This window comes from Bradyrhizobium sp. RP6, from assembly GCF_003837805.1.
Classification (GTDB): Bacteria; Pseudomonadota; Alphaproteobacteria; order Rhizobiales; family Xanthobacteraceae; genus Bradyrhizobium.
Genome location: NZ_RQIT01000008.1, coordinates 129,863 through 155,079, shown reverse-complemented (window position 1 = coordinate 155,079; position 25,217 = coordinate 129,863). Strand labels below are relative to the sequence as shown.

The 25,217-nt window shown below is 64.2% G+C and carries 22 protein-coding genes; 12 read left to right on the top strand and 10 right to left on the bottom strand.

All coding sequences use genetic code 11. The annotated features are described in order from the left end of the window. The first annotated feature begins 22 nt into the window (after positions 1 to 22). The 4 genes from EHH60_RS17635 (at position 23) to EHH60_RS17620 (ending at position 3,878) form a co-directional block, all read left to right on the top strand. A complete protein-coding gene (locus EHH60_RS17635; protein ID WP_027558650.1) occupies positions 23 to 436 on the top strand; it encodes a Zn-ribbon domain-containing OB-fold protein in 414 nt (137 codons plus the stop codon). A gap of 3 nt (positions 437 to 439) precedes the next feature. Continuing rightward, complete coding sequence (locus tag EHH60_RS17630; protein WP_124160728.1) at positions 440 to 1,579, top strand: thiolase C-terminal domain-containing protein; 1,140 nt, start codon at positions 440 to 442, stop codon at positions 1,577 to 1,579. Between the two features lie 105 nt (positions 1,580 to 1,684). Further along, the gene (locus EHH60_RS17625) at positions 1,685 to 2,599 is read left to right on the top strand and encodes an SDR family NAD(P)-dependent oxidoreductase (protein ID WP_124160727.1); all 915 of its coding nucleotides are present in this window, start codon (positions 1,685 to 1,687) and stop codon (positions 2,597 to 2,599) included. Between the two features lie 115 nt (positions 2,600 to 2,714). Next, positions 2,715 to 3,878, top strand: coding sequence for an SMP-30/gluconolactonase/LRE family protein (locus EHH60_RS17620; RefSeq protein ID WP_124160726.1), 1,164 nt, complete (start codon positions 2,715 to 2,717; stop codon positions 3,876 to 3,878). Positions 3,879 to 3,937: 59 nt separating this feature from the next. On the opposite strand, the gene ppc is transcribed toward EHH60_RS17620, so the two are convergent. After that, a complete protein-coding gene (ppc, locus tag EHH60_RS17615; RefSeq protein ID WP_124160725.1) occupies positions 3,938 to 6,733 on the bottom strand; it encodes a phosphoenolpyruvate carboxylase in 2,796 nt (931 codons plus the stop codon). A gap of 665 nt (positions 6,734 to 7,398) precedes the next feature. Between ppc and EHH60_RS17610 the strand changes: the two genes are divergently transcribed. Next, a complete protein-coding gene (locus EHH60_RS17610; RefSeq protein WP_124160724.1) occupies positions 7,399 to 8,316 on the top strand; it encodes an NADP-dependent oxidoreductase in 918 nt (305 codons plus the stop codon). Positions 8,317 to 8,470: 154 nt separating this feature from the next. On the opposite strand, the gene EHH60_RS17605 is transcribed toward EHH60_RS17610, so the two are convergent. The 4 genes from EHH60_RS17605 to EHH60_RS17590 form a co-directional block, all read right to left on the bottom strand. Further along, a complete protein-coding gene (locus EHH60_RS17605; RefSeq protein WP_124160723.1) occupies positions 8,471 to 8,875 on the bottom strand; it encodes a YccF domain-containing protein in 405 nt (134 codons plus the stop codon). Positions 8,876 to 8,940: 65 nt separating this feature from the next. Continuing rightward, the gene (locus EHH60_RS17600) at positions 8,941 to 10,032 is read right to left on the bottom strand and encodes a rhomboid family intramembrane serine protease (RefSeq protein ID WP_124160722.1); all 1,092 of its coding nucleotides are present in this window, start codon (positions 10,030 to 10,032) and stop codon (positions 8,941 to 8,943) included. 186 nt (positions 10,033 to 10,218) lie between these two features. Further along, positions 10,219 to 11,763, bottom strand: coding sequence for an acyl-CoA synthetase (locus EHH60_RS17595; RefSeq protein WP_124160721.1), 1,545 nt, complete (start codon positions 11,761 to 11,763; stop codon positions 10,219 to 10,221). A gap of 116 nt (positions 11,764 to 11,879) precedes the next feature. Then, positions 11,880 to 12,689, bottom strand: coding sequence for a crotonase/enoyl-CoA hydratase family protein (locus EHH60_RS17590; protein ID WP_124160720.1), 810 nt, complete (start codon positions 12,687 to 12,689; stop codon positions 11,880 to 11,882). A gap of 105 nt (positions 12,690 to 12,794) precedes the next feature. Between EHH60_RS17590 and EHH60_RS17585 the strand changes: the two genes are divergently transcribed. Both EHH60_RS17585 and EHH60_RS17580 read left to right on the top strand, forming a co-directional pair. Beyond that, complete coding sequence (locus tag EHH60_RS17585) at positions 12,795 to 13,667, top strand: SDR family oxidoreductase (protein ID WP_124160719.1); 873 nt, start codon at positions 12,795 to 12,797, stop codon at positions 13,665 to 13,667. Positions 13,668 to 13,899: 232 nt separating this feature from the next. Further along, complete coding sequence (locus tag EHH60_RS17580; protein ID WP_124160718.1) at positions 13,900 to 15,477, top strand: fatty acid--CoA ligase; 1,578 nt, start codon at positions 13,900 to 13,902, stop codon at positions 15,475 to 15,477. Between the two features lie 177 nt (positions 15,478 to 15,654). On the opposite strand, the gene EHH60_RS17575 is transcribed toward EHH60_RS17580, so the two are convergent. After that, positions 15,655 to 16,929, bottom strand: a complete 1,275-nt coding sequence (locus EHH60_RS17575) for an acyl-CoA dehydrogenase family protein (RefSeq protein ID WP_124160717.1) — start codon at positions 16,927 to 16,929, stop codon at positions 15,655 to 15,657. Between the two features lie 213 nt (positions 16,930 to 17,142). On the opposite strand from EHH60_RS17575, the gene EHH60_RS17570 reads away from it, so the two are divergent. Further along, the gene (locus EHH60_RS17570) at positions 17,143 to 17,922 is read left to right on the top strand and encodes an enoyl-CoA hydratase-related protein (RefSeq protein ID WP_124160716.1); all 780 of its coding nucleotides are present in this window, start codon (positions 17,143 to 17,145) and stop codon (positions 17,920 to 17,922) included. 124 nt (positions 17,923 to 18,046) lie between these two features. On the opposite strand, the gene EHH60_RS17565 is transcribed toward EHH60_RS17570, so the two are convergent. Genes EHH60_RS17565 through EHH60_RS17555 form a run of 3 tightly spaced genes read right to left on the bottom strand, consistent with a single transcriptional unit; the run spans position 18,047 to position 20,199 of the window. After that, a complete protein-coding gene (locus tag EHH60_RS17565) occupies positions 18,047 to 18,424 on the bottom strand; it encodes a DUF6285 domain-containing protein (protein ID WP_124160715.1) in 378 nt (125 codons plus the stop codon). 3 nt (positions 18,425 to 18,427) lie between these two features. Beyond that, positions 18,428 to 19,414, bottom strand: a complete 987-nt coding sequence (locus EHH60_RS17560) for a phosphotransferase family protein (RefSeq protein ID WP_124160714.1) — start codon at positions 19,412 to 19,414, stop codon at positions 18,428 to 18,430. Beyond that, on the bottom strand, positions 19,411 to 20,199 hold the full coding sequence (locus EHH60_RS17555; RefSeq protein WP_124160713.1) for an enoyl-CoA hydratase/isomerase: 789 nt from the start codon (positions 20,197 to 20,199) through the stop codon (positions 19,411 to 19,413). Before EHH60_RS17555 ends, EHH60_RS17560 begins: the two co-directional genes overlap by 4 nt. A 178-nt stretch (positions 20,200 to 20,377) precedes the next feature. Between EHH60_RS17555 and EHH60_RS17550 the strand changes: the two genes are divergently transcribed. The 4 genes from EHH60_RS17550 (at position 20,378) to EHH60_RS17530 (ending at position 23,955) form a co-directional block, all read left to right on the top strand. Beyond that, a complete protein-coding gene (locus tag EHH60_RS17550) occupies positions 20,378 to 21,157 on the top strand; it encodes an SDR family NAD(P)-dependent oxidoreductase (RefSeq protein ID WP_124160712.1) in 780 nt (259 codons plus the stop codon). A 127-nt stretch (positions 21,158 to 21,284) separates the two neighbouring features. Next, a complete protein-coding gene (locus tag EHH60_RS17545; protein WP_124160711.1) occupies positions 21,285 to 21,665 on the top strand; it encodes a VOC family protein in 381 nt (126 codons plus the stop codon). A 281-nt stretch (positions 21,666 to 21,946) separates the two neighbouring features. Further along, positions 21,947 to 23,224, top strand: coding sequence for an acyl-CoA dehydrogenase family protein (locus EHH60_RS17535; RefSeq protein ID WP_035709193.1), 1,278 nt, complete (start codon positions 21,947 to 21,949; stop codon positions 23,222 to 23,224). Between the two features lie 113 nt (positions 23,225 to 23,337). After that, positions 23,338 to 23,955 (top strand): flavin reductase family protein, encoded by a 618-nt coding sequence (locus EHH60_RS17530; protein WP_124160709.1) that lies wholly within the window; start codon positions 23,338 to 23,340, stop codon positions 23,953 to 23,955. A 332-nt stretch (positions 23,956 to 24,287) separates the two neighbouring features. Here the strand turns inward: EHH60_RS17530 and yghU are convergent, their stop codons facing one another. Continuing rightward, on the bottom strand, positions 24,288 to 25,163 hold the full coding sequence (gene yghU / locus EHH60_RS17525; RefSeq protein WP_124160708.1) for a glutathione-dependent disulfide-bond oxidoreductase: 876 nt from the start codon (positions 25,161 to 25,163) through the stop codon (positions 24,288 to 24,290). Positions 25,164 to 25,217 lie beyond the last annotated feature (54 nt).

Here is a 25,217-nt window from a genome sequence, read left to right as displayed (position 1 = left end):
TCTTTTGGGAGGAGCCGCCAATATGGCCGAACCGCAGCGCGCGCGACCGAAACCGACGCCGGAGACCCAGCATTTCTGGGATGGCACGAAAGCGGGCGAATTGCGCCTGCAGCGTTGCGACGCCTGCGCGCATGTCTACTTTCCGCCGCGCCCGTTCTGCCCCTCCTGCGCCTCGCGCAAGGTCAGCATCTTCAAGGCGAGCGGCAAGGGCTTTCTCTACAGCTACGTGATCAACCATCGTCCCGCCGCGCCGGGCTTCACGCCGCCCTACGCCATCGCCGTGGTCGAGCTCGACGAGGGGCCGCGAATGATGAGCAACATCATCGACTGCCCGCAGACGCCGGAGGCGCTCGAGCTCGACATGAAGCTCGAGGTCGCGTTCCAGGAGCTCGACGACAAGATCACCCTCCCCGTCTTCCGTCCGGCGAAGGGATAAGCCATGCGCAAGAACCAGGTTGCCGTCGTCGGCGCGGCCGAGACCACCGAGCTCGGCGTCATTCCCAACGCCTCGCAGCTCCAGCTGCACGCGGACGCCGCACTCAATGCCATTGCGGACGCCGGGCTGAAGCTGTCCGACATCGACGGCTTTGCCACTGCCGTCGAGACGCCGCAGCAGGTCTGCCACTATCTCGGCATCAAGCCGACCTGGGTGGACGGCACCTCGGTCGGCGGCTGCTCGTTCATGCTCCACGTCCGCCATGCCGCCGCGGCGATCGAGGCCGGCCTGTGCAAGACCGTTCTGATCACCCATGCCGAAAGCGGCAAGTCGATGATCGGCAAATTGCCGCGCTCGACGCCGGCGGACAGCCTCAACGGCCAGTTCGAGGCGCCCTATGGCGTGTACGGTCCGCCCAGCATGTTTCCGATCCCGGTGCTGCGCTTCATGAAAACCTACGGCATCACCCACGAGCAGCTCGCTTCGGTTGCGGTGGTGCAGCGGGAATGGGCGGCGAAGAATCCGCGGGCGATGATGAAGGACCCGATCACGGTCACTGATGTCCTCAACTCGCGCATGATCGCCTATCCGTTCCGCCTTCTTCAGTGCTGCCTCGTCACCGACGGCGGCGGCGCGCTGATCCTGACCTCGGCGGACCGCGCCAGGGACTTTCCGCGCAAGCCCGTTTACATCATGGGCACCGGCGAGAGCGTGGAGACGCCGATGGTCAGCCAGATGGAGACCTTCAATTCCTCGCGCGCGTTCAAGACGGCAGGGCCACTGGCGTTCAAGGAGGCCGGCATTGCCCATAAGGACGTCGATCATCTCATGATCTACGATGCGTTCGCGCATCTGCCCCTGTTCGGCCTCGGCGATCTCGGCTTCATGCCGTACGAAGAAACCGGCCGGTTCATCGCGGACGGCAACACGCGGCCTGGGGCTAAGTTGCCGCTCAACACCAATGGCGGCGGCTTGTCCTACATGCATTCGGGCATGTACGGCATGTACGCGCTCCAGGAGAGCGTGCGCCAGATGCGAGGCATCGCGCCGGCACAGGTGCCGAACGCGAAGATTTCGGTGTGCCACGGCGTCGGCGGCATGTTCGCCGCAAGTGGCACGATCGTGTTTACGAACGAGAGGTAACTAACCGTCATTCCGGGGCGCGCAAAGCGCGAACCCGGAATCTCGAGATTCCGGGTCTGGTGCTTCGCACCATCCCGGAATGACGGACGCAACAGGAGAAGCCACATGAGCAAGTCACTGCAAGACAAGGTCATCATCGTCACCGGCGCAGGCCGCGGCATCGGGCGCGAGATCGCGCTGCTGTGCGCGGCGGAAGGCGCCAAGGTCGTGGTCAACGATCCCGGCGCCGCCGCCGACGGTGCCGGCTCGAACGCTGCTCCGGCCGAAGAAGTGGTCGAGGAGATCAAGAAGCGGGGCGGCACGGCGATCGCCAATTTCGAAAGCGTCGCCGAAGCGATCCCTGCCAGCAAGATCGTGAAGACGGCGACCGATCATTTCGGCCGGCTCGACGGCGTCGTCAACAACGCCGGCATCCTGCGCGACATGATCTTCCACAAGATGAGCGTGGAGGCGTTCGAGGCCGTCATCAAGGTGCATTTGATGGGCTCGTTCTACGTCTCGCATGCGGCGGCCCGCATCTTCCGAGAGCAGGAATCAGGCTCCTTCGTGCACTTCACCTCGACCTCCGGCCTGATCGGCAATTTCGGCCAGGCCAATTACGCCGCCGCCAAGCTCGGTATCGTCGGGCTCTCCAAATCCATCGCGCTCGACATGGGCCGCTTCAACGTGCGCTCCAACTGCGTGTCGCCCTTCGCCTGGACGCGCATGATCGGGACCATCCCGACCGAGACCGAGGCCGAGAAGGCGCGCGTCGAGAAGATCAAGCAGATGGGGCCGGAGAAGATCGCGCCGCTCTGCGGCTATCTGCTCGGCGATTCCGCCAAGGACGTCACCGGTCAGATCTTCGGCGTACGCATGAACGAGATCTTCCTGTTCAGCCAGAACCGCCCGATCCGCTCGGTGCAGCGGAGCGAAGGCTGGACGCCGCAATCGATCGCGGAACACGGCATGCCGGCACTCAAGGGTTCGTTCTACAAGCTCGACCGCTCGGCCGATATCTTCACCTGGGATCCGGTCTAGACGGATTCCGTCCATTGCTGCATTGCGATCTCCGGCTGCCCGGCCGGAGATCGCCCGCTTTACGCCCGAATGCGGGCGGATGGTCTCCTCCCAACAAAAAAATCGGGAGGCGACCATGACGACACGACTTCCTATCACCACCGATGCTGGCGAACCCGTCCTCGCCCGCCGCACCCTCCTGAAGGGCGCTGCAGCGGTCGCGGCGACGGGCATGACCATCGGCGCCGCCGGCGCGGCTTCCGTTACGCCGCTCGGCCAGACCGGCGCGCCGACGATGTCGACGGCGCCATTGCCGCTCGGACCATTGCCTGGCAGCCGCTATCCTGACGCTCATCTGGAATCCGCCAAGAAGGGACCGCCGACATTCGGCCCCTCCGGCTTTCCCGCCTTCGCCGGCACGATGGCGGTCGAGCGGGTGGCGACCGGCTTCCGTTGGGCCGAGGGTCCGGTGTATTTTGCCGCGGGCCGCTATGTGTTGTTCAGCGACATTCCGAACAACCGCATCATGCGCTTTTCGGAGGATGACGGTCATCTCAGCGTCTATCGTCAGCCCTCGATGAACTCGAACGGCAACACCATTGACCGCGAAGGACGCCTGATCACCTGCGAGCACAGCGGCCGCCGCGTAACACGAACCGAGCTCGACGGCTCGATCACCATCATCGCCGACAAGTTCAACGGCAAGCGACTGAACTCGCCGAACGATGCGGTCGTCACCGCCGACGGCGCGATCTGGTTCACCGACCCCGCTTACGGCATCGGCGGCTTCTACGAGGGGATCAAGGCCGAGCCCGAGCAGGACAAGAAGAACGTCTATCGGGTCGATCCGAAGTCCGGAGAGGTCAAGGTCGTGGTCGACGACTTTGTCGAGCCGAACGGACTCGCCATCTCGCCGGACGAGAGGAAGCTCTACATCTGCGATACCGGGTTCACGGACGGGCCGGACAATCCCTCGCATATCCGCGTGTTCGACCTCGACGTCGCCGCGGGCAAGGTCTCGAACAGCAAGGTCTTTGCAGACATGCCGAAGCCCGGCATTACCGACGGTGTCCGCTGTGACACCGAAGGGCGGGTCTGGTGTTCGGTCGGCTGGGGCGATCCGAACGAGGACGGCGTGCGCTGCTATACGCCGTCGGGTGAGTTGCTCGGCAAGATTCATATCCCGGAGACCGTTGCCAATCTGTGCTTCGGCGGCCAGCAGCGCAACAGGCTCTATATTTGCGGCTCGACGTCGCTCTATGCGGTCTACACCAGTGTGCAGGGCGCGATGAAGCCGTGAGTTGGTGATGACGTCATTCCGGGCCAATGGCGCAGCATCGACCCGGAACGACGGATGAGTTACCCCGTATTCCTCAAGCCCGCCGAGATGCCGTTGATCGTGAGCTGAATCCCGCGCAGCACCTGCTCGTCCGGGTTCTGCGCGCGGTGCTCTTTCAAGAGTTCGACCTGCACGTGGTTGAGCGGATCGAGATAGGGGAAGCGGTGGCGCACGGAGCGTTCCAGCAGCGGGTTGCCCTGGAGCAGGCGGTCCTGTCCCATGATGTCGAGCAGCGTCTCGATGCAGGAATGCCATTCGCGGCGGATGCGGCCGAAGATCTTTTCGCGCAAGGCTTCATCGGGGACGAGCTCGGCATAGCGCGAGGCGATCGCGATCGAGCTTTTCGCCAGCACCATGTCCATGTTCGACAGCAGCATCCGGAAGAACGGCCATTCCTTATAGAGCTCCTTCAGGAACGGCATGCCCTTGTCGGGATGCTCGGCGATCCATTGCTCGACTGCGCTGCCGAAGCCGTACCAGCCCGGCAGCATCAGGCGGCATTGCGCCCAGGAGAACACCCAGGGAATGGCGCGAAGGTCTTCGATCGCGCGGGTCTTCTTGCGTGAGGCCGGGCGGCTGCCGATATTGAGCGTCGCGATCTCGTTGATGACGGTGGAAGCCCAGAAATAATCGACGAAGCCTTCGGTCTCGTAGACCAGGCCGCGATAGGCCTTGAACGCGAGGTTCGACAATTCGTCCATCGCGACCAGATATTCGCGGCGCGGCGCGCTCTGGCGCGGATGCAGGAGGCTTGCTTCCAGCGTCGCGGCGGCGAGGATCTCCAGATTGTTGCGGCCGACCTCGGTATTGGAATATTTCGACGAGATGATCTCGCCCTGCTCGGTGATGCGGATCTGGCCGTTCACGGCGCCGCCGGGCTGTGCGATGATGGCGTCATAGCTCGGGCCGCCGCCGCGGCCGACCGAACCGCCACGGCCGTGGAACAGGCGCAGCCGCACGTGGTGGCGCTCGAACACCTCGACGAGTCCGATCTCCGCCTTATAGAGTTCCCAGCCCGAGGTGACGAAGCCGCCGTCCTTGTTCGAGTCGGAATAGCCGAGCATGACCTCCTGCACACTGCCGCGGCTGTCGACCAGCCGGCGGTAATCGTGCAGCGACAGCATGCGGTCCATGATGCCGGATGAGGCCTGCAGATCCTCGATGGTCTCGAACAGCGGCACGATGTTGATGGCGCTGCGGCCGGAGGGATGGACCAGGCCGACCTCCTTGAGCAGCACCGCCACTTCCAGCATGTCCGACATGCCCTTGCACATCGAGATGATGCATTGAGGGATCGCGTCCGGGCCGAACTTCGCATGCGCTTCCGCGGCGGCATGGAAGACGTTGAGCTCGCCCATAGTCTCGTCGCTGTATTTGACGAATGGCGAGACCAGCGCGCGCGTCGAGCGCAATTCGTTGGTGAGCAGCGAGATGCGCGCGTCCTCGCCGAGCGCGAGATAGGACATGCCGGGATTGGCGGCGTCCATCAGCTCGGCGATGGTGCGTTCGTGCACGGCCGAGTTCTGACGGATGTCGAGCCGGGCGAGATGAAAGCCGAAGCAGTCCACCGCGCGGCGCAGCAGCCGCAGCCGGCCGCGGGCGATGACGCGCGCGTTGTTGGAGATCAGCGAGCGGTGCAGCACGTCGAGATCGGCCTGCAGCTCCTTGACGCTGGCGTAAGGCGCCGCTTTGCCGACCGGCCGGCGTGTGATCTCGACCTCGAGCATTTCGGCCGTTGCGGCGAGCCGGGCATAGATGCCGGACACCGCGAGACGATAAGGCTCGCCGCTCCGGTGCGGCGAGGTGTCCGGCGAGCGCTCCGCCAGGTTGCGCAGTTCCTCGGAGACATCGGCGAGATGAGCCGCGATCGACAGCTCGGAGCCGAGCACGTGCAGCTCGTTCAGATAGAATTGCATCACCCGGCTCGATTGCAGCCGCAGCGTGCCGCGCATGACGTCGGCGGTGACGAAGGGGTTGCCGTCGCGGTCGCCGCCGATCCAGCTGCCCATGCGCAGGAACGAGGCGAGTTCGCCCGCAGCCTGCGCGCCTCCCTCCTCCAGCCGGTCCTCCAGCGTGTTGATCAGCCGCGGCACCTCACGCAGGAAGGTGTAGTCGTAGAAGGACAGGCCGTTGGCGACCTCGTCGAGCACGGTCAGCTTGGTCCGGCGCAAGAGATTGGTCTGCCACAGCGTCAGCACCTCGCGGCGAAGCTGCTCGTCGCTGGCGGCCGCCTCCTCCGCGGTCAACGCGACCCGCTCGCGGCGATCGAGCAGGCTGGCCACCTCCATCTCGCGGTCCATGGTGCTCTTGCGGCGGACTTCGGTCGGATGCGCGGTCAGCACCGGGCTGACCAATGCGGTCTTGAAGAAGTTGCGGAGCTGATCGGGACCGATGCCCGCCGCCTTGGCATGCGCCAGCGTCTCCGCCAGCACGCCGGAGCCGTCGCTTTTGGCAGCGCTGCGCGCGCGCATCTGGCGGATGTTGTTCTGGTCCTCGGCAATGTTGGCGAGGTGCGAGAAATAGCTGAAGGCACGGACGATCCGCACCGTCTCGGAGGTCGACATGCTGTCGAGGATCTGCTCGAGTTCGCGGCGGGCGAGCCGGTCCTCGTCGCGGTGGAACCGGATCGAGGTCTGCCGGATGCGCTCGACCAGGTCGAACACGTCGGCGCCCTCCTGGTCGCGCACGGTGTCGCCGAGGATGCGCCCGAGCAGGCGGATATCGTCCCGCAGCCGCGCGTCGGCCTCCAGCGCCTGGGCGTCCTCGGGGCGGTTTGGGCGCTGATCGGCCTCGGATGGTACGGTCTGGAGGGACATGGCTCGCTCCCTGGTTCGAGCTCGCTTGGATGCCCGGCAACGGCGAGTGTGCGATATTTTTCTGCCGCAGTGCAAGATGAACTTGGTGGCGTCGCGGCAGGGCTGGGGCGATGATCGCGTGTCCCGGACAAGCAGCAACGCCGCAAGCGTTGCTGCGTCGAGCCGGGACCCACAAGCCACAGAGCACATTGCCGCAACATGGGCCCCGGCTCTGCAGCGCATCACGCCGCGAAGACGCGGCGCGCCTGCGCTGCGTTCGGGGCACGAGAGATTGCCGAAATCTCACCGAGGCGGCCGAGCGCTCCGCGCCTCCAGATAGAGCAACGATGCAGCATCTTCACAACGCCCCCCAGCGCTAGCCGCCGCCCCTCGGCCTGCCGTGAACTCGCGGGCGGCGACCGTCGGGATGCCGGCGCGCGGCATCCTGGATGGGGAGAGAGGCGATCGAGCTTGGTACAGCCGAATTCGTCAGTCTTGGTCCTGTTTTATGACTGGGCGCAGCGCATCTAAACGCCAGCGACCGGAATCTCGATCCATCAGGATTTGAGACTCCCGGTCGATGCAAACGGCGCAAATCTCCGACGAGAGTTTCGCATTGCCCACTCGGTGGTCGGCACGTCCGCGCTTCCTGCAACAAGAGAAACAAATGACCGAGGACCATTCTCATGAAAGCTATCGTTGTAAGGGATCAAGCCGCTGGAGCGGCTGGAATGAAGCTGGTGGACCGGCCCGAACCGCAGGCTGCGATAAACGACGTGCTGGTTCAGGTTCATGCGGCGCGATTTGTTCCGACTGAGCTGACGTGGCCTTCGACCTGGACTGATCGCCTCGATCGCGACCGAACACCATCTATCCCTGGGCACGAGCTGGCCGGAGTGGTCACCGCGCTTGGATATGGAACGACAGGGCTGGTGTTGGGACAGCGGGTGTTCGGCCTCGCGGACTGGTATCGCGACGGCACGCTGGCCGAATATGTGGCGATCGAGGCGCGCAATCTTGCGCCGCTGCCGGACGACGTCGATTTCACAGCGGGGGCGAGCCTGCCGATCTCAGGTCTGACCGCATGGCAAGGACTGTTCCAGCACGGCCATCTTAAGGCGGGGCAGAGTGTCCTCGCGCACGGCGCGGCCGGCGCGGTCGGGTCGATGGTGACGCAACTCGCACGAGAGGCCGGCGCCTACGTCATAGGCACCGGACGCGCCGCCGACCGTCAAACGGTGCTCGACTTCGGCGCGAAGGAGTTCGTCGACCTCGACAACGACGCCCTGGACGACGTGGGCAAGGTCGATCTGGTGTTCGATGTCATTGGCGGTGACATACAGAAGCGGTCGGTCGAACGGATTCGAGCCGGAGGAACACTGGTGACCATCGTCGGCCCCGCAGAGGCGCGGCCTTCCGACGGTCTAGCAGTCGACTTCGTCGTCGAGCCGGATCGCGCTCAACTGCGTGAGATCGTCCAGCGGGTGCAAGACGGACGACTGAGGACGCACATCGGCAAGATCTCAAGCCTCGATGACGCCGTCGCCGCCCTGAATTCGACCGAGCGACGCAAGGGGAATACGATCATCCGTGTTCGTCCCTGAGCGAGGCAAGCCCATCGAGGCACGCGGTCGACCGGCGCTGTCGAGGGTCGGTCGCCGGTTGAGTTGTCCGCTTCGGTTCATGAGCCGCCAATGATGGCCAAGCCCTGCGACCTCCAGCTCCGCCGCCGAGCGCCAACCCTTATGAAGTCACGTCTCAGGCCGGTACGATCACCTTGCCGATCGGCCAGAGCGCGATGCCCGCGAGCTTCAGATGCGCCCACGCGAAAGGGATGCCGATGATGGTGACGGCGAGCACTAAGGCCGTCAGGACGTGGCCGAGCGCCAGCCACCAGCCGGCGAGCACGAACCAGATGATGTTGCCGATCACCCCGAGCGGACCCGTGCCGATATCCTCGACACCCGTGACCTCGTAGCGGCTGACCGCCCTCGAGCCGAACGGCAGCAGCGTGTAGACCGCGATGTTGAACGCCGCCCGCGCCCAGGGCAGGCCGATGATGGTGATAGCCATGACGATCGCGGCGACCACCCAGCCGAACGCCATCCAGGCGCCGCCGATGAGGATCCAGAGGATGTTGAGGAGAATGGAAACGGGGGCCATGGGATTCAGGAGCCTCGAGATTATCCGCGTCAGCAAGCAGGCATATATAGGCGCCCTCGCCGGAATCAAAGACCGTGGCGACGACTGCGTTCGGCTCGCAGTGACGCGCCGACGAATCCAACATCCGCGATCCCTCGAAAAATCTCCTTCGCACCGAGAAAAAGCGTCAGCGCGGCGACGCCAACCGCGGCAAGTCCCGAGATGAGAATGGAATTCGGGCAGAATATGACAAGAAACAGGTCGAGCGGAATGTATCCAATTGGCATGTGCGGCCAGCAAGCGAATGCCAACGCCCAACCGCACAACAGCACTGCAGCAGCGTTCACTCCAGCCAGGGCCGGCACGACGACCGCGAGACCCTTTTTCATAGAGAGCGCGAGATCGACCATCTTCACAACGGCACAGCATGCGACCACGATGACGACCATCAGCCCCCATGCGGAAAGGCCTGTAGCGATGCTCTGCGCCGGACCGCCCCACGCCCACAGCGCGATGACGAAGGCTAGCAGGGTCAGGTTAACCTTGACGACCTCGGGAAACTTGCAACGAAGCGTCCAGGCGTTCGCTTTTTCGACAAGGTCGAGCAATGCGCACGTGATCAATCCGGCTGCAAAACCGCCGAGATGGACGCCCCAGTCGATCCGCGAATTGCCGAGCGCAAACGCAATGTTCAATCCGATGTTTATAGCGAAGAAGTCGAACCCGACGTCGTGCTTGCCGAGTATCCAGAGGCAGAGCAGCGCGCCGAGGATGCCCGACGTGGCGCCGGACGCCCCGACTGTCAAATAAGGCGTGGAATGGATGCCATTGCCGATGACGGCACCGAACACCATCGCGCAGAGGTAGATGATTAGGAAATAGGCCGGCCCGACCCGCCGCTCGAGATGTGCGCCCCACAGCACAAGGCACAACATGTTCATGGTGAGGTGGACGAAATCAACGTGCAGGAAGCCATACGCGACGAGGCGCAAGTACTCGTGCCGCGCGATTGCGGTCGCATACATGCCACCGAACCGATACAGCAACTCCGCCGGCGCCGACGCGCCGCCCGCCAGGATGAAGCAGAAACCCGACGCGAGGATAGTGACCGTCATCAGCACGTAGACGGCGGCATGGGGGACTTCGAAGAAACCAGGACTGGCACGGTACGAGGGCATGGATGATCAGCGCGGGCTGGCGTGGGCGTGGGAACGCCAACTTAGCCGAGCCGATCAATGATTGCTACTCCTGCGCGTACCTGGCAGCCTGGGCTACCGCCCCTCGAACTTGCGCAGGTCGAGCCCGGCGCGGAACGTAAGCGAAATTGGTGAGCACGCTTCCGCTTTGCCCACCCTACGATATCGTCAGATCTTCCGGCCCGCCTGCTCCCAATAGGGATCGCGCAGGCGGCGCTTGAAGATTTTTCCGGAATCTTCGCGCGGCAGGCCGGTGCGGATCTCGATATGCTTGGGCACCTTGTAGTCGGCCAGATGCGCCTTCAGCGCGGCGCGGACATCGGACGCATCGAGCGTGACGCCCGCCTGCGGCTCGACCACGGCCATCAGCGCCTCGCCGAATTCGGCATCGGGGATGCCGAACACCGCGCAATCATGCACACCGGGCACGGCATGCAGCACGGATTCAATCTCGGCCGGGTAGATGTTGACGCCGCCCGAGATCACCATGTCGCGCTTGCGATCACAGATGAAGACGTAGCCGTCCTCGTCGATATAGCCGACGTCACCGGAGGTGATGAAGCCGTCGCGATCGATCTCGGCGCGCTTCTCCGGCTTGTTGTGGTAGGTGAAATCGGCAAGCTCGGCCATGCGGGAATAGATCTCGCCGATCTCGCCCACGCCAAGCATACGGCCGTCATCGCCGATGAAGCGCAGTTCGGCACCGGGCGATATCCTGCCGACGGTGCCAGGCTTCTTCAGCGCGTCCTCCGAGGTCGCAAACGTGACGGCGCTGGATTCGGTCGAACCGTAGAATTCGTAGATCACCGGCCCCCACCATTCGATCATGGCGCGCTTGACGTCGGCCGGGCACGGCGCTGCGGCGTGGATGACGTGGCGCAGCGAGGAGACGTCGTACTTCTTCCGCACAGCTTCGGGGAGCTTCATCAGGCGGATGAACATGGTCGGCACCATGAAGATGGTGTCCATCTTGTACCGCTCGATCGCTTCCAGGAATTCCGCCGCCTCGAAGCGCGGCATCAGCACCAGTACCCCGCCAAGCTTGCCGGCGCGGATGCCGAAGGAGTTCGGCGCGGAATGATAGAGCGGACCCGGCAGCAGCGCGCGGGCGCCAGGCTTTAGCCCATAGATCATCGCGCGCATGCGCTCGCCGGCGGCCTGCTGCTCCGGCGTCGGCGCGTTGCGGCGGACGCCCTTGGGATGGCCGGTCGTGCCTGAGGTGTAGATCATGTTCATCGGCTGCGGCACCACCGGGCCGTCATAAGGCTGGAATTGTACAAGCCAGGATTCGAAATCGATCGCGAAGTCCGGTGTCTTCAGATGATCGGGATCGATTTTGTAGTTGGACAGGATCTCCGGCGGCGTCGGCACGCTGAGCACGGTGACGCCGTTGGGGATCGCATCGCGCAGGGCGTGCAACATGTCGGCGTGTCCAATCAGCACGGACGTGCCGGTATCGCCAAGGATGTAGTTGATTTCCTCCGGCTTGAAGTGCCAGTTGATCGGCACGCCATAGGCCCCCAGCCGCATCGCGGCATAGGCGGCTTCCAGGAAGGCGATGTCGTTGCGCATCAGCATGCAGACGCAATCGCCCGGGCGGACGCCGAGTTTGGCGAGGCCGGAGGCGATGCGGTCGGCGCGGTTGGCGACTTCAGTGTGGGTGCGGCGGCGGTCGCCGGAGACGATGCCGAGGAAGTCAGACGTTTCGCTCATTGTTGTTTATCTTTGGTGTTGTGTTCGTCATTCCGGGGCGACGCGCAGTATCGAACCCGGAATCTCGAGGTTCCGGGTCTGGTCCTTCGGACCATCCCGGAACGACGGAGAGCGGATCAATCCGCAAACTTCGGCGCACGCTTTTCCAGATTGGCGCGCACGGCTTCGGTCTGGTTGGCGCTGCCGATCAGCTTCTGCTGCTCGACCGATTCCGCCAGCAGCGCCGGGCCCGGATCGACCGAGAGATTGTTCAGCATCCGCTTGGCCGCACGGATCGCATCGGGGCTCTTGCCGGCGATCTCGCGCGCGACTTCGAGCGCGGCAGCGCGCGGATCGTCGCAGATGCGCGTGGCAAGGCCGTAGGCCATCGCCTCCTGCGCTGAGAAGATCCTGCCGGTATAGGTGAGGTCGCGCAGGATGTCGTCGCGCACGAGCGAGGCCAGGATCGGCGTGCCCGCCATATCAGGCACGAGGCCCCATTTGATCTCCATGACCGACATCCGCGCGTCGGGGGTGAGAAAGCGCATGTCGGCGCCGAGCGAGAGCTGGAAACCGCCACCGAAGGCGACGCCGTGCACGGCTGCGATCACCGGTACCGGAAGTTGGCGCCATCCCCATACCGCCTGTTGCGGAAAGTTCGCCTGGCCGTGCGTGCGCTTGGTCAGGTCTCGATTTTCGCCACCCGGAATTCCGTTGCCGCCCTTCTCCTTCATGGCGGCAAAACGCCCCATGTCGAGACCGGCGCAGAAGGCGCGGCCCTCGCCTGACAGCACGACGGCGCGCACGCCTTTTTCCCTCGAAAGCCGGTCGGTTGCGGCGACGAGGGCCTCGAACATGGGCTGATCCAGCGCGTTCATCTTGTCGGCGCGCACCAGGCGCACATCAGCGACGCCTTCCGAGATCGAGATCGAGACGCGATCTTCCATGGATGAATTCTCCCCTGTTCTTGTTCGGTGCCGCTTTACAGAAAGCTGACGGACGGATTTAGTCAATCGACCAATTAACTGACAATCCCTACGGGGGAAACAGCCATGTTCAAGGAAAATCTTCTGGCCGGCCGGCGCATTCTCGTGACCGGCGGCGGCACGGGTCTCGGCAAGTCGATGGCGGCGCGCTTTCTCCAGCTCGGCGCCGACGTGCACATTTGCGGCCGGCGCAAGATCGTCTGCGACGAGACCGCGACCGAGCTGATGGATCTCCATGGCGGCCGCGTTACCAGCCATGGCGTCGACATCCGCAACGCGCTCGCGGTCGAGGAGATGGTGGAGAACATCTTCCGCGAGGCTCCCCTGACCGACCTCATCAACAATGCCGCCGGCAATTTCATCTCGCGGACCGAGGAGCTGTCGCCGCGCGGCTTCGATGCGGTTGCCAACATCGTCATGCACGGCACGTTCTACGTGACGCACGCTATCGGCAAACGCTGGATCGCGCTGAAGCAGCCCGGCAACGTCGTCTCGATCACGGTGACCTGGGTGCGCAACGGTTCGCCCTACGTGGTGCCGTCGGCGATGAGCAAGTCGGCGATCCACGCAATGACGATGTCGCTGGCGACCGAATGGGGCCGCTACGGCATCCGCCTCAACACCATCGCGCCGGGCGAGATCCCGACCGAGGGCATGAGCAAGCGCATCAAGCCGGGCGACGAAGCCGGCGCGCGCACCAGGGCGATGAACCCGATGGGCCGCGTCGGCACCATGGAGGAACTGCAGAACCTCGCGGTGTTCCTGATCTCCGGCGGCTGCGACTGGATCAACGGCGAGACCATCGCCATGGACGGCGCCCAGGCGCTCGCCATGGGCGGCAATTTCTACCAGCTCCGCGACTGGAGCGACGACGACTGGAAGACCGCGCGCGAGAGCATCATGGCGCAGAACGAGAAGGACCGGGCGAAGCGGGGGTGACGCTCTCTCGTGCCCCGGACGCAGTGCAGCGCGCCGCCTTCGGCGTGGTGCACTGCTGAGCCGGGGCCCAGATTTCTTGCGCGTGGATAGAATGGGCCCGGGCTCTGCAGCGCATCACTTCGTCCTGCGCAGCGTCCGGGACACGGAAGCACCACCGTCCTCGCCCATCTTGTCTTCACCCGCGGATGACGCCACACTCCCCGGCATAAGAACAAGACGCCACGGGAGAAACATGTCCATACAGCCATTGGCGAACCTCGCCGACATGGTGCGCGAGCGTGCGAAGAGCCGGGGCAGCGCCATCGCCTATGAATTCGAAGGCCGCACCACCAGCTTCGCCGAGTTCGACATCAAGACCAACAAGGTCGCGAACGCGCTCCTCGCGATGGGCGTGACGAAGGGCGACCGCATCGCCTATCTCGGCAAGAACAGCGACCTCTATTTCGAGCTCTTGATGGGCGCGATGAAAGCTGGCGTCGTGATGGCGCCGGTGAACTGGCGGCTCGCGGGCCCGGAGGTCGCCTTCATCGTCGAGGATTGCAGGGCGCCAGTGCTGTTCGTGGGTCCGGAGTTCATCACGCTGGTCCGCCAGATCCGGGACCAACTCCCCACCGTGCGCACCACCATCACCACCGAAGGCGGTGCGCCAGAATGGCAGGACTTTACGGCCTGGCGCGATGCGCAGAGCGGCGACGACCCGAAGGTGCCGATCGACACAAAGGACATCGCCATCCAGCTCTACACCTCGGGCACGACAGGCAGGCCGAAGGGCGCGATGCTGAGCCACGCGAACTTCCTGAACCTGGTGCAGACAGGCAATGCCGAGGACAAGCCGGAGTGGAACCGGTGGTCGACGGATGACGTCTCGCTGGTCGCAATGCCGATCTTCCACATCGGCGGCTCCGGCTGGGGCGTGATGGGACTCTATCACGGTGCTCGCGGCGTGATCGCGCGCGAGTTCGATCCGAGCAAGGTGCTGGATTTCTTCGAGCAGTCCGGGATCACGAAGCTGTTCATGGTGCCGGCGGCGATGCAATTCGTAGTGCGGCAGCCGCGCGCGAAAACCGTCGATTTCTCGCGGCTGAAGTACATGCTCTATGGCGCCTCGCCTATACCCGCGGCGCTACTGAAGGAATGCATCGAGATCTTCAAATGCGGCTTCGTGCAGATGTACGGCATGACCGAGACCACGGGCACGATCGTCGCGCTGCCGCCGGAGGATCACGTCGAGGGCCTCGAGCGGATGCGCTCGGCCGGCAAGGCGCTGCCGGGCGTCGAGATCGCGATCCTGGACGTGGACGGCAAGCCGCTGCCGCCGCGCCAGGTCGGCGAGATCGCGACGCGCTCGGGATCGAACATGGCGGGCTACTGGAACCTGCCGGAGGCAACCGCTGCGACGCTGCGTAGCGACGGCTGGCTGCGCACCGGCGATGCCGGCTACATGGACGAGGACGGCTATCTCTACATTCACGACCGCATCAAGGACATGATCATCTCCGGCGGCGAGAACATCTACCCCGCCGAGGTCGAGAGCGCGCTGTGCGATCACCCCGATGTCGCCGAAGCCGCGGTCATCGGCGTGCCCGACGACAAATGGGGCGAGGCGGTAAAGGCCGTGGTGGTGATGAAGCCGGGCAAGCAGGCAACCGCCGCCGACATCATCAACTTCACCCGGACGCGCATCGCCGGCTACAAGACGCCGAAGAGCGTCGAGTTTTTGCCGGCGCTGCCGCGGAATCCGAGCGGCAAGATTCTGCGGAGGCAATTGCGCGAGCCGTATTGGGCGGGGAAGGATCGAAGGGTGAACTAGCCTCGAGGCGCAGCCATCGAGACTACCTTCTTTGAGAGACGCTGGATTGCTTCGCTACACTCGCAAATGACGGAGGAGAGAGGCGTTGCTCTCTCCGCGTCATCGCGAGGAGCCCTTGCGACGAAGCAATCCAGACCACCTCCATACGAAGACCTGGATTGTTACCCTCGCCAACAGTCAATGCTTCCCCGGCCCCATGTAGCCGAACAGGAATCCCGCCACCTTCCGCATCTGGATCTCCTCGCTGCCTTCGGTGATCCGATAGCGGCGGTGGTGGCGGTAGATGTGCTCGAACGGCTTGTGGCGTGAATAGCCCATGCCGCCATGGACCTGCATGGCGCGGTCGGCGGATTCGCAACCGAGGCGGTTTGCCCAGTAGTTGCACATCGAGACACGGTCGGACAGCGTACGCTCGATCTGGTCCTCGGTGAGCTGGTCCATCTCCCAGGCGGTCTTGCGGATCAGAAGGCGCAGCATCTCGGCTTGCGTTGCGAGCTCGACCAGCGGGAACTGGATTGCCTGGTTCTCGGCGAGCGCCCGGCCAAACGGTTTTCGCTCGCGCGCGTATTTCACGCTCTCGTTGATGCAGTAGACGGCGGCGCCGAGCGAGCTTGCGGCCTGGCGGATACGGTTCTGGTGCACGAAGCACTGTGCCAGCGACAAGCCGCGGCCGACCTCGCCGAACAGCGCGTCCTCCGGCACGAACACGTCGGTGAAGCTGACGCGGGGATGGTCGGTCGGCATGTTGAAGGTCCACATGTACTCCTCGACCTTCACGCCATGGCTCTTCGCCGGCACCAGGAAGCAGGTGATGCCGCGAGCATCGCCGTCATTGCCGCTCGTGCGCGCGAACAGCGCGCAATGCGTGGCGACGTGCATGCCGGTGGTCCACATCTTCTCGCCGTTGATGATCCAGCCCTTGACGTTGTCGCGGGTCGCGGGCACCGCGCGTGTCTCCATGTGGGTCGCGTCCGAGCCGTGATGCGGCTCGGTCAGGCCGAAGGTGATGCGGTACTTGCCCCTGATCGAGCCGTCGATCATCGCCTTCTGGTCATCGCGGCCGTAGCGGTCGAGCATGGTGACGACGGGGAAGTTGCCGACGATGGAGTGCTCGTTCTGGAGATCGTTGTGCAGGCCGAGCCCCTTTGCGGCAAAATGCTCGCGGATCACGGCCATCCAGAGGTTGGAGCCGTCCTTGCCGCCATATTGCTTCGGCACCGGAAAGCGCAGGTGACCGGCTGCGTCGGCGAGATCCTTGGCTTTGCGCAGCAGCGCCTCCCATTCCTGACGCGGCAGGCCGCCATTCTCGAAATCGGTGCGCGCCCATTCGCGGCGGTGGTCGAAGAAGCGGATGTTGTCATCGGCCTCTTCCAGCGGCTTGATCTCGCGTTCGATGAAGCGGTCGAGCTCTCCCAGATAGGCGACGAGATCGGCAGGCAATGCGAAATCCACAGGTTCTCTCCCGGATTGATTTTGTCGTTTTGCGTTAAGGCGCTAGGGGCACTCATGCTTCGCACGATTAAGCGGAGAAGAGCGTGTGCAAGTCAAGCAAGGCGAGACGTGGGGCGCGCGCAAGGCGCACCAGCGCAATTCGATGGTGCTCTGCCGCCAACGCGCGGTAGTATGACGGCAATATTCCTTCACGGGAAAATGCGGGAGCGCGCGATGGAGCTGAAATTCTCAAAGGTGGAACGCAAGGGGCCGATCACGATCGTCACGCTGTCGCGGCCCGAGGTCTACAACGCGCTGCACACCGATGCGCATTTCGAGCTTCAGAAGGTGTTTGACGATTTCTCCGCAGATCCCGAGCAGTGGATCGCCATCGTCACGGGCAGCGGCGACAAGGCGTTCTGCGCCGGCAACGATTTGAAGTGGCAGGCGGCGGGGGGAAAACGCGGCTGGGACAAGGGCGGCTTCGCCGGTCTCACCTCACGCTTCGACTGCGACAAGCCGATCATCGCCGCCGTGAACGGTGTCGCCATGGGCGGCGGCTTCGAGATCGCGCTGGCGTGCGACCTGATCATTGCGTCGGAGAACGCGACCTTCGCCCTGCCCGAGCCGCGCGTCGGCCTCGCCGCGCTTGCCGGCGGCCTGCACCGCCTGCCGCGGCAGATCGGGCTGAAGCGTGCCATGGGCATGATCCTCACCGCGCGCCATGTCAGCGCCAAGGAAGGGCTGGAGCTCGGCTTCGTCAACGAGGTGGTGCCGCAGGGCGATGCCCTCAACGCCGCGCTGCGCTGGGCCGAGATGATCAGCAAGAACTCGCCGATGTCGATCCGGGCCTCGAAGCAGGCGATCCAGAAGGGGCTTGGCGTGTCGCTGGAGCAGGCGATCGAGGAGCAGCGCGAGTACCCTGCGGTGAAGGCGATGGTCGCCTCGCAGGACTACATCGAGGGCCCGAAGGCGTTCTCGGAGAAGCGGCCGCCGAAATGGGTGGGGAAGTGACCGCGCTTTGCTCGGTCATTCCACCTCTCAGGCGCGAACCCGGAATCCATTAAGCGTCAGAGACAGTGGATAAATGGATTCCGGGCTCGTCGCTTCGCGACGCCCCGGAATGACGGTGAGAGAGCTATCCGCTTCGGTCCAGCTCGCGCCTGTACGATGCGTAGTTCGGCTGATCCACCGCGAGCTTGTCCATCGTGGTCGCCCAGAGATGCTCGGCGAGACCGGGTGTCGCGAGATCGACTTCTCCCCTGGCGATGCGCTCGGCGAGCACGCGGTTGAGTTCGGCGATTGAGCCCTCCAGGCCGAGCAGCGCGCGCAGGCGCTCGATCTCCTTCGCATCGCTCTCATCCTCCCGCGTCAGCTGCCGCGTCACGAGATCGAGGATGTTGATGGCGACGCGCAGCTTGAAGGCCTGGTGACCCGAGATCAGCGGCGCGATGTCGTTACGGAGGAAATCGGCGACGGACTTGGTCAGCTCGATCGGGATCGGTTCGTCCTGCATGGTTCAGCTCCCGCGCGGCGCCAGCAGCCGCAAGAGATCGATCTCGGTCTCGCTGGCGCGGCGTCCGATCATGGCGCGCTCCATGGAATGATCGGGGCCCTCGCGAAAGCGCTGCATCATGCCGCCGCACATGATGCCCCAGCGCAGCGTGCCCATCACTTCCCAGAATGTCACGCGCGAGGGGTCGACCTTGCGGCCGGCCGCCTCGTAGCCCGCGAACAACTCCTCGCGTGTGCCAAAACCGCCGACAGGCTTGTCGATTTCGCCGAACCGCCAGGAATTGACGCAGACCCAGCCGAGATCCTCCATGGGGTCGCCGAGATGGGCGAGCTCCCAGTCGAGCACGGCGCGGACGCCGTCGGCGCCGATGATGAGATTGCCGTTGCGGAAATCGCCGTGAACCAGCGTGGTCTCGGCCGCGGGACCGGGATCGTGGTCGCGCAGCCAGCGCAGCGCCAGCTCGAACACGGGCTTGGGCCAGTTCAAACTACGATAGTCGCGCTCAAACTCGGCGATTTCCTGGGTCGCGCCCCTTCTGCGCAGCTCGGGCAATTTGTCCTGCGGCAGCCTGTGAAGGGCTGCGAGAATGCCGCCGATCTGCCGCGCCAGCAGGGGCCGCGCCGCCGCGTACTCCTCATCGCGAAGAATCTTGCGCGCGATGGTTTCGCCCTCGACCCGCTGCATGATGAAGCCGGTGCCGAGATCGTCCTCGACCGTCAACACATGCAGCACGCGCGGCGACGGAACGCCGGCCTCGAAGGCGAGCTGCATCAGCTGCGCTTCAGCGGCAAGGCCTGCCGCGCGCGTTGGCGCCGCGCCATAGCCCTTCGGCGAGCGGCGCAGGATCGCGCCGATCGGCCCATCGGGATGCACGATATCGAAGCGCCAGGTTTCCTGGCTGGCGCCGCCGGACAGCTTTGCCGCGCCCGTGACGCCGCTTGCTCCGCTGCACCAGCGCGCGACGCTGCGCGAGAGCTCGGCCTCGATCATTTGCCCTTGAACTGCGCGGGACGCTTCTCGAGAAACGCGCCGACGCCCTCGCGAAAATCCTGGGTGTCGCCGGCACGGAGCTGGCACTGGAATTCGAGATTGAGCTGATCCTCGAAGGAATTTTCCGGGCTGTCCCAATAGAGCTTGCGGATCAGCGACAATGCGATGGTCGGGCCGCTGGCGAGATCGCGCGCGAGCTTCATCGCCTCTTCCATCAGCACGCCGTCGTCGTAGACGCGGTTGACGAGGCCCCATTCCAGCGCCTTCTCCGCCGGCAGCCGCTCGCCCATCAGCGACAATTCGATCGAGCGCGCCCGGCCGACGAGGCGCGGCAAGAGCCAGGTCGAGCCGCAATCCGGCACGAGGCCGATGCGGCGGAAGGCTTGCAGGAAATAGGACGAGCGCGCGCACAGGATCATGTCGCCGAGCAGCGCGAAGCTCATGCCGGCGCCGGCGGCGGGACCGTTGACCGCGGTCACGATCGGACAGTGCAGATTGCGGATGCGGCGCAGGAAAGGGTGGAAGCCGGTTTCCAGCGTCAGGCCGGCCTTGGTCTTCTTCGACTGATTGTTGCGGCCCTGGAGATTCGCACCCGTGCAGAACGCGCGGCCCGCGCCGGTCAGCACCACGCAGCGCACCTCGTCCTTCTTCTCCTCGATCGCATCGAGCGCCTCGGCGAGACCCCCCAGCATGTCCACGGAGACCGCGTTCATCACCTCCTGATGGTCGAGCTTGAGGACCGCGACGGCGCCATCGAAATCGAGCGTGACGTGTTTGAACTGCATGGTTTCCTCGTCAGTTGCGACCCGCGATAGTTTCGCAGACCGGAATTACTTTGCCGGGGCGCATATTTGATTTTTGTCGCGACCTTGTCCATGGTGATCGGAGCATAGCAAGCAATCTTGTGCGCAGCGGCTGATACGCCTCATGCCAGGAAGTCTTGTCAGGAACAGGAAACGCGCCATGAACCTTTTCGACCTCACCGGCCGCGTGGCCGTGATCACCGGCGGCAATGGCGGCATCGGGCTCGGCATTGCGCAGGCGCTCGCGGCGCAAGGCTGCAACGTCTCGATCTGGGGCCGAAATGCCGACAAGAACAAGTCCGCTGCCGCGAGCATGGCCGGCCTTGCCGGCAAGGTCGACACCCGCGTCTGCGACGTCACCGACCCAGCCTCGGTCAATTCCGCGATGAAGGCGACGCTCGACACGTTCGGCCGGGTCGACGGCTGCTTCGCCAATGCCGGCATCGGCGGCGGCGGACGGCGCTCCTTCATCGAACGCACCGAGGAGGAATGGCGCACGATGTTCGCAACCAACCTCGACGGCGTGTTCCACGCGTTCCAGGCCGCGGCGAAGCACATGACCGAGCGCGCCAATGCCGGCGATCCCTTTGGCCGCCTCGTCGCGACCTCGAGCCTCGCCTCGATCTTCGGCACCGCGCGCAACGAGCACTATGCGGCGACCAAGGCGGCGATCAACGCGCTGGTACGCGCGCTCGGCGTCGAGCTGGCACGCTATGGAGTCACCGCCAATGCGATCCTGCCAGGATGGATCAAGAGCGACATGACGGCAGGGCTCATGGCCAACGACAAGTTCGTCGCCAACGTCATGCCACGCATTCCGATGCGGCGCTTCGGCGAGGCATCCGATTTCGGCGGCATCGCGGTGTATCTGATGAGCAAGGCGTCGTCGTATCACACTGCCGATACGTTCGTGATCGATGGCGGCTATACGGCGTTTTGAGATCTCGCAGGGTGGGCAAAGGCGCTCCTGCGCCGCGCCCACCATAAGCCCTGCGAGTGTGGTGGTGGGCACGCTGCGCTTTGTCCACCCTGCGGTTTCTGTTTGTGAGCGCAGAGGGAACGGGCAAATGTTTTCACACGTCATGATCGGCACCAACGACCTCGACAAGGCCAAGGCGTTCTACGACAAGCTGCTCGGCACGCTCGAAGTGCGGCCGGCCAGGGTCGACGGCCATCGCATCTTCTACATCACCAAAACCGGCGTCTTCTCGGTCTCGAAGCCGATCAACGGTGAACCGGCAACCTGCGCGAATGGCGGCACGATCGGCTTTGCCTGCAATTCCCCGGAGCAGGTCGACGCCTGGCACGCGGCTGGTATCGCAGCCGGCGCAAAATCCATCGAGGATCCGCCCGGCATTCGCCAGGGCCCGGGCGGCCAGCTCTATCTGGCTTACCTGCGCGATCTCGACGGCAACAAGATCTGTGCCATGCATCGGATGCCGGCGTGAGGCCTCGGACTCTCCTCGTCATTGCGAGGAGCTCTTGCGACGAAGCAATCCAGACTGCCGCCGCGGTAAGATTCTGGATTGCTCCGCTGCGCTCGCAATGACGGAGTCGTGAGGATCTGACGGCGCTCAACCCACTCGCGCCGCCCCATTCAAACAACATTTCAAACGACCTCGCGATATTGCATCGCGTGGCATGGCTCGCGTGACAAAAGCGCGCTCGCACTTTGGCGGCGCTGCGACTATTCTTGCGCTCAACACATTCTAGCGCCCCGGGAGGAACAATGACAAAACACACCTACATTCCCCGCACCACCAACTACACGCTCAATCCCGGCGACGAGCTCAACGATCTCAGGATGTCGGACCAGGTCCGTCCACTCTATGACCACGTCAAGAAGTTCATCCGCGACACCGTCGAGCCGATGTCGATCGAATTCGCCAAGGCGGGCGAAGGCAAGGAGGATCGCTGGAGCTTCACGCCAAAGCAGCTCGAGGTGCTGGAGAAGGCCAAGAACAAGGCCAAGCAGGAGGGCTTGTGGAACTTCTTCCTGCCCGATGACGAGACCGGCCAGGGCCTGAAGAATCTCGACTATGCCTATATCGCGGCCGAGCTCGGCAAGAGCCCGCTGGCCTCCGAGACCATGAACTGCTCGGCGCCCGACACCGGCAACATGGAGGTGCTGGAGCGCGTCGGCACCAAGGAGCAGAAGGAGAAGTGGCTGAAGCCGCTGCTCAACGGCGAGATCCGCTCGGCCTATGTGATGACCGAGCCGAACGTCGCCTCCTCCGACGCCAAGAACATCTCGACCACCGCGAAACTCGTCGGTGACGAATGGGTCATCAACGGCGAGAAATATTACATCTCCGGCCTCGGCGATCCCCGCTGCAAGATCCTGATCGTGATGGTGAAGACCAATCCGGATGCGGCGCCGAGCAAGCAGCAGTCGCAGATCCTGGTGCCGCGCGACACGCCCGGCGTCGAGGTGCTCGGGCCCATGTACGTGTTCGGCCAGGACCACGCCCCGCGCGGTCACATGCATATGCGCTTCAACAACGTCCGCGTGCCGAAGGAGAACATGCTGCTCGGCGAAGGCCGCGGCTTCGAGATCTCGCAGCTCCGCCTCGGCCCGGGCCGCATCCATCACTGCATGCGCACCATCGGCAAGGCAGAGAAGGCGCTCGACCTCATGGTGCAGCGTGGCCTCACCCGCGAAGCCTTCGGCAAGAAGATCGCCCATCTCGGCGGCAACATGCAGATCATCGCGCAGGCCCGCTGCGAGATCGAGGCGATGCGGCTGATGGTGCTGAAGGCCGCCAAGGCGATGGACGTGCTCGGCAACAAGGAAGCCCGCGTCTGGGTCTCCATGGTCAAGGCCATGGTGCCGGAGCGCGCCTGCAAGATCATCGACCAGGCGATCCAGATGCACGGCGCCACCGGCATCTCGCACTGGACCCCGCTGGCCGAAATGTACCAGGACGTGCGCCACCTGCGCTTTGCCGACGGTCCGGACGAGGTGCACTGGATGGTGGTCGGCCGGCACGAGCTGAGCATGGCGTGATCTCTCCTCGTCATTCGCGGGCTTGACCACTGCATCCATCGAAGAGAACATTTCTTCGGAATTGATGGATTGCCGGGTCAAGCCCGGCAATGACGACTTGCCCAGGAGCCATCATGGACTACGCCGCCAGCGACCTGACGCCACGCGAGCGCTACAAGGTGCTGACCTCCTTCATTTTGCCGCGGCCGATCGCGTGGGTGACCTCACTCGGGCCGACCGGCGTGGTCAACGCCGCCCCGTTCAGCTTCTTCAACGCATTCTGCGAAGATCCGCCGCTCTGCATGTTCGCGGCGAACCGCAAGCCGAACGGCGAGGACAAGGACACGTTCCTCAACATCCAGCGGACCGGCGAGTTCGTGGTCAACATCGCCGACGAACCGCTGGCAAGAGCGATGCACGAGAGCAGCGGCGATTTTCCGCCTGAGATCGGCGAGCCCGACCATCTCGGGCTGAAGCTCGCGCCATCGACCAAGGTCGCCGTGCCGCGGCTCGCCGACACGCCCTGGGCGATGGAGTGCAAGCTCTGGAAGATGATCGACGTCAATAATGATCGCCGCCTGATCATGGGCGAAGGCATCCACTTCCACATCCGCGACGAACTGTGGGATCCCGAGGCGATGCGGGTGCACATGGACCGCTATCACCCGATCGGCCGCATGTTCGCTGACCGCTATTGCCGCACCGATGACCGCGTGGTTTTCCCGGCGGCGGAAGGTGTAAAGACGAGTTAGCCGTCGCGCCGCCTGCGCGGGACTATCGCCTCAATGCGTCGGGGCGAGCAAGCGCCTCGTCCTTCGAGACGACCGCTTCCAGCGGTCTCCTCGGGATGAGGTTCATTGGCATCGAGCCCGCCGAAACTGCTGGCGCGAACTCCGTCCTCATCCTGAGTCCCCAGCGCCGAAAGCGGACGCTGCACATGGAACCATGAACCACCTCAGACGACGCCTGACAGGTGGCTCATAGAGAGGAGCCCGCATCAGACGGGCGTCTCGAAGGATGACGGCGGCGAAGTCGCTCCCAAATGCGGTAGCCCTGCCGCAAGCGGGGCGAGCGAGCCCAACACCTACGTCGCGGGCGCGAGCTTGTCCTGGGTCTTGGTCTCGAAATCGCTGGCGTCGTGGCGTTCGTGGAGCTGGCTGGCGGGGTCGCCGGAGATGCGGTTGACCATGCGCCCGCGCTTCACGGCCGGACGCTTGGCGATCTGGTCGGTCCAGCGCTGCACGTTCTTGTAGTCCTGCACCGAAAGGAATTCGCCGGCGCCATAGACCAGCCCCTTGGCGAGCGCGCCGTACCAGGGCCACACCGCGATGTCGGCGATGGTGTAGTCCTTGCCCGCGAGATATTCGTTGTCGGCGAGGCGGCGGTCGAGCACGTCGAGCTGGCGTTTGACTTCCATCGCGAAACGATCGATGGCGTATTCGATCTTGAACGGCGCGTACGCATAGAAATGGCCGAAGCCGCCGCCGAGATACGGCGCGCTGCCCATCTGCCAGAACAGCCAGGACATCGCCTCGGTGCGTGTCTTGATGTCCTTCGGCAGGAAGGCGCCGAACTTCTCGGCGAGGTAGAACAGGATCGAGCCGGACTCGAACACGCGGATCGGCTCAGGCCCGGAGCGATCCATCAGTGCCGGGATTTTCGAGTTGGGGTTGATGTCGACGAAGCCGCTACCGAACTGATCACCGTTGCCGATCTTGATCAGCCAGGCGTCGTATTCAGCGCCCTTGTGGCCCAGGGCCAGGAGCTCCTCCAGCATCACCGTTACCTTCACCCCGTTCGGTGTCGCCAGCGAATAGAGCTGCAAGGGATGCTTGCCGACCGGCAGCACCTTGTCATGGGTCGGGCCGGCGATCGGGCGATTGATGCTGGCGAATTGTCCGCCATTCTCCTTGTTCCAGGTCCAGACTTTTGGCGGCACGTAGGCGGGGGCGTCGGTCATGCGTGGGCTCCGGCGGAAAGATGCGTCTGCATTAATTAGCCCGCGAACGGCCGA